This is a genomic window from Hymenobacter glacieicola, assembly GCF_014640315.1.
Lineage (GTDB): Bacteria > Bacteroidota > Bacteroidia > Cytophagales > Hymenobacteraceae > Hymenobacter > Hymenobacter glacieicola.
In genome coordinates this window covers 1-6,927 of sequence record NZ_BMGS01000022.1, presented here as the reverse complement: position 1 = coordinate 6,927, position 6,927 = coordinate 1, and the positions used below count along the sequence as shown (strand labels likewise).

At 55.9% G+C, this 6,927-nt stretch carries 5 protein-coding genes; 1 reads left to right on the top strand and 4 read right to left on the bottom strand.

Annotation, left to right across the window (positions count from 1 at the left end; translation table 11 throughout):
• Nucleotides 1–173: 173 nt before the first annotated feature.
• A complete protein-coding gene (locus IEW18_RS21485; protein WP_188559952.1) occupies nt 174–1,604 on the top strand; it encodes a RepB family plasmid replication initiator protein in 1,431 nt (476 codons plus the stop codon).
• A gap of 9 nt (nt 1,605–1,613) precedes the next feature.
• On the opposite strand, the gene IEW18_RS21480 is transcribed toward IEW18_RS21485, so the two are convergent.
• The 4 genes from IEW18_RS21480 to IEW18_RS21465 form a co-directional block, all read right to left on the bottom strand.
• Nucleotides 1,614–1,964 carry a helix-turn-helix domain-containing protein gene (locus tag IEW18_RS21480; RefSeq protein ID WP_188559951.1) on the bottom strand — a complete coding sequence of 117 codons (351 nt, stop codon included), beginning with the start codon at nt 1,962–1,964 and terminating at the stop codon, nt 1,614–1,616.
• Between the two features lie 39 nt (nt 1,965–2,003).
• The gene (locus IEW18_RS21475; protein ID WP_188559950.1) at nt 2,004–2,300 is read right to left on the bottom strand and encodes a type II toxin-antitoxin system HigB family toxin; all 297 of its coding nucleotides are present in this window, start codon (nt 2,298–2,300) and stop codon (nt 2,004–2,006) included.
• Nucleotides 2,301–3,663: 1,363 nt separating this feature from the next.
• On the bottom strand, nt 3,664–4,254 hold the full coding sequence (locus IEW18_RS21470) for a hypothetical protein (protein ID WP_188559949.1): 591 nt from the start codon (nt 4,252–4,254) through the stop codon (nt 3,664–3,666).
• Nucleotides 4,255–4,992: 738 nt separating this feature from the next.
• The gene (locus IEW18_RS21465; RefSeq protein ID WP_188559948.1) at nt 4,993–6,108 is read right to left on the bottom strand and encodes a hypothetical protein; all 1,116 of its coding nucleotides are present in this window, start codon (nt 6,106–6,108) and stop codon (nt 4,993–4,995) included.
• Nucleotides 6,109–6,927 lie beyond the last annotated feature (819 nt).

The window sequence follows — 6,927 nt, the reverse complement described above, 5'->3', positions numbered from 1 at the left end:
AAGGTAAACTATGTAGAACTCCCCCGGTCAACTATGTAGAACTCCCCCGGTAAGTTATCCACCAACTATGTAGAACTCCCCCGGTAAGTATGTAGAACTTCCCCGGTAAGTATGTAGAAGTTTTTTTTCTCTACATATATGTACTTTTATAGCCTACCTACTGCCCGCTCCCTATGGCTCAAATGTCGCTTAGTTATTGGCTCCGCAAGAACAAGATGAACCTTGCTGGACAGGCTCCCATTTCGCTTCGGATAACGGTGGGCCGGAAGCGGGCCGAATACTCCACCGGCATTCGGGTTGCGCCGGACAGCTGGGAGGTAGGGAAGCACCGAATCCAGGGAGAGGGAGAGGAAGTAGCCGACTACAACCAACTACTCAAGAACACACACGCGAAGGCCCTACGGGTGAAGGACACGCTGGAAACAGCAGGGCAGCCGGTAACAGCAGCAGCCATAGCAGCGGCGTTACGGGAGGGAGTTCAGGCCACAGCGGTACACGTGGAACCAGGCCCGTTATTCCCCCCACAACCGCTCACCACCACCCTAACCCTGAGCGAGGCCACCAGCAACGCTACCAGGCGCAGCAATACCGTTGCGTTCCAACACAACCACCTTATCCGCACCCCGCTCCGAATGGGGGTGCTGGAGGCCCGAATCTTTGTGGAAGCCCTACGCGGCATCAACCACGGCCCGAACGGAGATACGGCCTTGCCTCCCATTGATATTCCGTTGTCGGCTATCCTGGGAAAGGATGACAGCGCAGCAGCCTACGCAGCAGTGCGCCAGGCGTGCAAGGATTTGTACGCGAAGGATATTAACCTACTCCAGGTGGGCGCACGAAAGGAGAGCTACCACCGCACCCGGATAGTATCGGATATTGAGCTGCTGGCAGGCAGCGGCCGGATACGGGGCAACTTCGCCCCCCTGATGCAGCCGTACCTGCTCCAGCTCACCAGCAGCGGCAACTTCACCAGCGCAGATATTGCTACGCTGCTTACCCTTTCGCCCAACGCCCAACGCCTCTACTGGATTCTAAAGAGCTACGCCAACCTGGGAGAGGGGCGGGCGTGGAAGCAGGCCCTGAGCATTGAAGATTTGAAGCTGCTGCTGCTCCAGGACGCCACCTTGTATCCGGTGTACGCTGAGTTTAAGCGTTGGGTATTAGAACCCATCATAGACGAATTTCACTCGAAGGACGTAGCCTTTCCAGTGAGCTGGGAGGCCGTGAAAACGGGCAAGAAAACCACCGGCATCCTGTTCATCATCCCGAAGCCCCGGACGCGCACGGCCGCGCCCACCGCCCCCGTAGCAGCTGCCTTGAACGCCGCACCCGACCCGTTCACGGTGTGGCTTGCCGGGCAGAGCAAGAAGCTACAAACAGCCTACGCGGGCCTCACCAGCCACAGCAGCAGCAGCAAGAACAGCAACCACCTTTCCCCGACCGTAGCGCAAGCCATTGTCCGACACGTGGCTGGGCAGCCTGAGCTGGAAACGGTGCTATACACCACCCGCCACCGGATAGCCACCAGCAAAGAGGCAATCAAAGACAAGGCCGGATACTCCTACAAACAGCTCGTTACCGCGCTGGGCAGGGAGTTCAGGTAGAAATCCTTGTTATGCGCACTCTAGAATGAAATCTCCAGGTATTCCTAAGTGCTGGTGTACTCTCTTAGCGAAATCAAGATTTATTCCCCGCTTACCGTGCAGCACTTCGCTGAGACGACTAGCCGGTATACCCAAAAGTTGGGCAAGTTGCCCCTTATTTAATCTGCGCTTGAACATCTCCTGCTCAATGCGGGCTATCAATGAATCCGGGTGGACGGGGGCGTGCCCATGACTGTTTTCATACGCATCCACCTCATTGCCTAATGCAGTGATTTCCTCCAGGTTGGAAGGCTCATAGTCAATCAGATACTCCAGCCGCTTCATAGCAGCTGTGTAATCAGCTTCAGAATGAATTTTCATCTGCTCTGTGGTTATGGACCGCAGCGCAGCATGTTGCGTCTATACGGTCGTGATATCAGAAATTCGGTCATACTCAGCATGTGTGCCAAGGAAGCGGACATACACTTGCTTGGCAGGAAAGAAGATACGGACAACCAGACGGTGCCGATTTCTCCCAACGTTGATGACCCAACGGTCTCCTCCAACATAATCTGCGCTAGGGTCCCAGGCGCGCACATCTGCACCTTTTTCCCACTCGGCAGCTACTATCTCATTGTAAATGTCAAATAACTCAGCGGCTACTGCAGGGTGTTTAGCGGCATATTCACGGAAGGCGCGTTTTGCAAGAACTTGCATCGGAGACGGTTTTTTGGGGTTAGGATTGACTTAGTCATTAGCATCGACAGGGTTATGTTATGTGATAGATTGGTAAGACAAAGATAGTCATTTTACCAATTCCAGAAATAAATTACCCAATCCAGAAAAGAGATCTGCTACGTCTCTCATCATTGTTTTCTCTCTCGATACCATTCCAGCAGGATAGGGGCAAAGAGAGTAGCAGCAGCCCCAATCAAGGCGGCAAGGATAACAGCGGCGGCAATGAGCGCCAGGGTAAGTTGAAGCGGCATGAGGTAGCAAGGGCACGTTTTCCCCTTTCCCCCGGAAACATAGCGGCCGGGGGCAGGCGTTAACCAATGCTAAATAGGGCGGGCGCACCCCGGCCGGAAAGTCCGCAAGACGAAAGTTGTGGCTACGTGACGAACCACCCGGAATAGTTCTACTATCTGGCAAACTCCGAAATAGCACCCAGAAGAGAAGGGCGCTATAACCTACATTATGTTAAGTGCGGATTCCGCGAAGCGTAACAGCCCCTCCCCCGCCCTTTTCGGGGAAACATCCAACTACACCGGAAGTCAGATTTGCAAGCCCCTACTTCTTTAACGATATAGGTTGTCTACTACTAACTTGTCTAGCTAAAAACTCCGTAACCATGTTTCTAGGAATGTATAATGATGTTGATGGGGAGCTGACTGACCATATTCCCTCTATCATAAGACAGCTTGAAGCTTCTATTTGGCTAGGTGGTCATGATAAACAGCATACCGATTGTATCCGTGTCTCGATAGATTCAACCAAAGCTCTAGATGAACAAGACGTTATAATCAAATATTGGCTCCTGAATGGGGCGGTAAGTGGGTGGGAAATCATTGTTAGAGACGGACTCACGTACGTTGACGATACTGGGGTACGGCAAGCCCGAAAAGACGTAACAGTGAATCAATGCTATAATCTGCTCCTGAAGCTAAAACGGTTGTATGACCTGCGTAATCCTTCAGGTATGGAGGTGTAGGCGCCCTCATTTAGTGAGCCAGTGAACTTTGGCCTAGCCAGAGCTTGGTATACTGCCATAACAAAGCCAACGGGAGGCCTTCGAACAGCCGTAGCCGGTAGCTGCCTCAGAGGTCACAGTAATTTTGTGAATGTGTCGCACATGCACCACATCAATGCACTATGCTAACCTTTGAAAATTGCCCCTTTGTTACGGAAGAGGGGCTAAGAATCTACCAACTGCCATATGACTTAACTACGGCAGAACTTAACACCTTTGCCGATAGATGGATCAGTGTCCACTTTCTGAACTCGAGCAATCCTGCGAGTTTCAGGTTTGTAGGCTTCAAATTGCCGCACGAGAAATAAACCAGTACCGTTGTTGCCAGCCTTACCGCAACGACCGTAGTAGGGCTGGCACGGCGGCAGCGGTCTGCTGCTCCAGGTTCAGCAGCCGGGCGTACCAGCGGGTAGGCTTGCCCCGATAATGCGTTTTGCGGCCTTTGCGGTACTCCCGCTCCCATTCCCTATCCACCGCGTAGTATTTCGACAGCCCCCGGAAGCGTTTCGGCTCCAGCTGGGAATCGTAGTAGAGGCGAGTAGGGCCGTAGGCCAGGCGGTGCGCAAACACGCCCGTACCGCTTCGTAGGTACAGCACCGTAGCACGGCGGCGGGTTTGGGGGCAAATCATGTAGAGGCGTTGCCCACCTGAGCCGGGGAGGTTGCTGGGCACGGCCTCCAGCTCCACCCGATAGTCGTACTTGGTTGCGCCGTTGATTGTGTAGTGAAGGCGTAAGTAGCTGCCCTCCCCCGGCAAGATGTGCGCCTCCAGCCCGATACTACCCGTTGGCTCCCCCCGGCTGCTCCAGCGCAAGGTCGTGGCGTGTCGGCCGGGCCGCAACAGACCGGAACGGCGCAAGTAGGCTAGTTCCAGCCGTTGCGTTTCGTCGGTTGTGGTGGGGAAGGTCGGGAAACGGGGCATAGGGTAGGCCAGCGGCGGCGGTTGTGTACAGCTTACAAGTTAGCCGAAATCCTTAGGGAACGTGCCTGTTTCCGGGGCAAGGGTGTGCTGTTTCCTAGCCGGAACTTTTGGGGTTGAATTATGCACGTGCGCAGCGGCGGCTGGGCTTAACGGTGTAGGTAGGGGAGGCCGCAAGGATTTTGCACTCCCTCCCCCGGCTAGAGTTTTGCGGTTTTTCCAGGCAGGCCAAAATCTCAGGTTTTCTCAGGTTTTGCCGCCGAAAATGTAGGGTTTTGTAGGGTTGGCCGGGCTGGATTCAGGGCGGCGGGCCGGGCCGAAATCCGTGCACTTTACGGGTTGGGGGAGGGGGTGCTTGCCGTATTTGGCCGTAATTATCGGGTGGGGCGGCACCGGCCACATGGGTAGCGGCCTTGCTTCTCGGCAGCAGCTCGCGTAGCCGTGCGCAGCGGCGTTGTACACCAGGCCAACCCCTCACAGCGGGCCGACGAATGATAGGCGTAAGATCGGCTGCCCTGAGACAGGTACACCAGCGGCGGGCGGGGGGCTTGCTTGGGGGAGGGTTGGGAGGGTTGCTGACACAACAGTATCACCAGGAACAACAGCATACAGCCTGGGAGTTGGGAGGGGAGAGGCCAGCGGCTGCAGGCCAACGAGTAACGGGCCTCCCTTCACCGGCCAAAACAGGGCGGCTTACGCCGGGGGAGGGGCAGTTTTTCGGAGTTTTTGGGTTGGTGTGCGTTAGGCAGCGGCAGCGGCAAGCACGAACTCCCGCACGTGTTCCGGCACCCGCACAAAGGGGCGTTGGTCGAACAATACCGGCTCACTCACCACTTTCAGCAGGGCGCGGCGTTTGTTGTTGCGCAGATTGCTATCCGCGTTCCGGCACCGTTTTGCGGCGGCGCTCCCTCTCTCCTTTGGGCTGCAAAACTTCGCTGTTGCGTTACCTGTGTTTATGGGCAGCCCGCACGTGTGGCAGCAGCGGGCGGGGGCTTGCTTGCTCACTCTCATTCCTCCATCCTCTCCTTCTCCACCACCTTCTTCTTTTCGGGAGCCAGGTTGTCTGACAAGGGCGGCGGCTCTCTCATTCTGTGGGGAGAGGGGCCGGGGTAACACTCTAAACGAGGGGTTAATCTGAGGAACCGCGGGGGCAGAGTGCGCCCCCGGTTCCGGCTGGGTCAGCAGCTGCTGCCAAACGGTTTCTAGGGCCTGAGCTGCTGACTGCAATGCAGGGTCGGCTACGTGGTGGGCATACACCGCCCGATAGTCTGATTTGGTGCGGCGTAAGGAGGCCGGGGTAAGTCCTTCCCAATAACGTAGGGTACTGCCCACCGTCAACAACCGCCGTTCCGGGGTGCTTAGGGTTGCGGGTAGGGGCAATGGGGCGGCAAACAACACCTGCTCTAGGTTGCGGGTCAACAGCCGCCCCATTTCCAGCAGGGCAGCCGGTTTCGCCAGGTCGGCCAACGTAGCAACCCCGGCCGCCTCCAGGTACTTCATTTTGCGGGCCTTCACCTCCACTCGCAGCAGGGGGCCGGGGTCGGGGAAGCCCAAATCTTGTAGCTGCAACGCCTTATCGTACAGCTTGAAGTAGTACCGTTGTTTGGTGGTCTCCCGAAAATAGCCCTTCCCGCCGTAGGTTTTGAGGTCTAATGCGTCAGTTTTGTGGAGCACCGCCCGTTGCAGTAGTTCCTTCGCGGGGGCCTGTAACGGCACATTTACCCCGAACTCCACCGTTTGCAGCAGGGCCTGGGATGGGTTGAACCCTAACGCCTGGGACAGTTGCCGAACGGCCTCCCCTACAGCCCACGCCGGGAACTCGCCGCCGTTGTGGCCCCGGCTCCAATATTGGTGCAAGCTGCCCTCCAGCAAAGTACGCCCGCCGTTGTGAACTCGCACCTTCAACCCCTCATATTCGGCCTCTCTCCAGGGGCTACATTCTTCCCCGGTCTGCATATCTACTGAGCTGGGAAGGGTTATGGCTGGGCAGTTGTCCAACACTCCCGAAGGCAATTCAACGCGAAAGAAGTCAATCATACCGATACCGGATAACGCAAACGGCCGGGCAAAAAGAAGCCCCCAAACACAGGTAAGAGACTGTGCCGGGGGCTTGCCCACGAAACCGCCGAAGGGCGGGCGGGGTGTATGCTGCAATCATGCTCTTACCCATGATACATCCGGGAAGGATGCTACCCAAAGGTACGAAAGTGCCACCGCAACGGGTAGCCTTGACCAATGGAATTAGGCGGTTTTGCCAACATTTTGAGAAACGCGCCGCGCCCCTCCACCGGCTTCGTGTTTTCCCTGTGCCGTGTGCGCCGTGGGATTCATCCGAGAGTAATCCCCTCCCTGAATGTCAATCGTTCCGCCTTGGCCCGTTTCCGGCCCAAATCCGGCCGCTTCGGGGGATTACCTCCCTCCCAATTTGCCCGCGTCAGAGGGTATTTTTTCACCCCTTCGCGGGGGTACACTCCCTTTTTAGAGCTTCTTTATATTTAAGTTCTTTACTCTTTAGAGGCTCGTAACTCACTGACAATCAATTTCCCACAAGGTAAACTATGTAGAACTCCCCCGGTCAACTATGTAGAACTCCCCCGGTAAGTTATCCACCAACTATGTAGAACTCCCCCGGTAAGTATGTAGAACTTCCCCGGTAAGTATGTAGAAGTTTTTTTT